1 protein-coding gene is annotated in these 1,469 nt (G+C 66.9%); it reads right to left on the bottom strand.

The window, feature by feature from the left end; translation table 11 throughout:
• Positions 1 to 218: 218 nt before the first annotated feature.
• Positions 219 to 1,451 carry a DUF1173 domain-containing protein gene (locus AX703_RS14790; RefSeq protein WP_062345128.1) on the bottom strand — a complete coding sequence of 411 codons (1,233 nt, stop codon included), beginning with the start codon at positions 1,449 to 1,451 and terminating at the stop codon, positions 219 to 221.
• Positions 1,452 to 1,469 lie beyond the last annotated feature (18 nt).

Here is a 1,469-nt window from a genome sequence, read left to right as displayed (position 1 = left end):
TCTATCCCGACAAGCTGCCCATCGCCTACTCGGTCCACGTGACCGAGCGGCCCGAGTTGCCGGTCTGGACCATCGTCGGCCTCAATTGCATCGAGATCACCCAGCACGAGCGCGAAGTCGCGGCGCGGCTCGAAGCTTTGCGGGCGGACCACGACACGCCCCGGCGTCTCGATCTGCTGCCGACGAAGCCGCTGCCCGGCACAGGCGACTGGGCCCGCTCAGGCCGCCTGTTGCCCGTCCCAGCTTCGCCGCGGCGCCCGGCTGACGCGGGCCGGGAGCGGCTCGCCTTCCTTCCACAGCAGGTGCGCTACGCCTTGCCCGGCGAGCAGCGCTTCCAGCGGCTCTGCGACCTCATTGTCGCGGTCGTGGATGTGGATGGCGATCGCTTCCTCGCCGGTGTCCTTGAGCACCAGGCTGGCGATCGGAGTGTCGGCATCGAGATTGACCCGCAGGCCCTTCACGAACCGCCGCTTTTCCGCGACTGCCTTTCCGACGAGATAGCGTTCGTCGCTGGTCTCATAGGGCAGCCATTCCGCCGTCACCGGCATGAGCGCGACCTCGATGAGATCGAAGGTGCCCTCGCGGCGCCGCGCGAACGAGCCGGCAAGAACCAGGTGGCCGCTTTTGCCGTTCGGACTGTCCTGCGCCTGCCACAACGCGAGTTCGCCCGCGAACCGCTTGTGGAAGCGCCGCGCCATGTCCTGGTCCATCACGAACGGCATGTCGCCGACATGGCGCAGGACGATCTTTTCCGCGCCGTGCGCGGCCACGATCTCCTTGATCTCGCCCACCACCACCATCATTTCATCGCGTGAGGCATAGACCCGGGCAAGCGCCGCGCGGCGGCGGACCCGGATTTCCTCTTTCTCCTCGACTTTGAAGCTCTCGGGCACGAATAGGACGTGGGGCAGGGCTTCCTGCTTGGCGCGGCAGCTGGCCGCCGCCTCGAGCAGCGCGCGGCGCACCACGAACCAGGTCCGCTTGCCCGCCATCTTCGGATGCCAGTGGGTGAGTTCGGCACGGTCCCAGAGGACGTGCAGCAGCCCGCGCATCGAGAGCTTCTGACCTGTTGATTTCACCGTCGGCTTGTCGTTGGTCAGCGCCGCGGGCGCGAGCCGGGCGGCCCCGCGCGAAAGCGGGAAGCCGAGCTTCAAGCTGGTCTCGCCGCTTGTCTCATCGTCACGCACGGCGCTGCCACGTACCTGGCCCATGCCGGTGAGGTAATCGGGCGCATCGTAGTGATCGCAGGCGGTCGCATGGCGCGCGCCCGAGCCCGGCCAGCGCGCGAGCACGTAGCCATTCTGCCGGTGCGAAATGTAGAGGGGGAGTTCGCTTCCCTTGCGGCATTCGCAATGGACCGGGCTTTTGCGCTCGTAGGCTTCGCGCAGCACGTGCTGAAGTTCATCGCCTTCGACCACGCTGCGGCCGAGCACACGGTATCGCTGGATCATTGGGGTATCTCCAATTTC

The sequence above is a fragment of the Novosphingobium sp. CCH12-A3 genome, from assembly GCF_001556015.1.
In the GTDB taxonomy this organism is placed as follows: domain Bacteria; phylum Pseudomonadota; class Alphaproteobacteria; order Sphingomonadales; family Sphingomonadaceae; genus Novosphingobium; species Novosphingobium subterraneum.
Note: the sequence above shows the minus strand (reverse complement) of the source record. Positions and strands in the feature narration are given on the sequence as shown.

What these genes read in the sequence shown, in the direction of transcription:
- AX703_RS14790 (WP_062345128.1), bottom strand. Translation starts at nt 1,451, where the DNA reads ATGATCCAGCGATACCGTGTGCTCGGCCGCAGCGTGGTCGAAGGCGAT.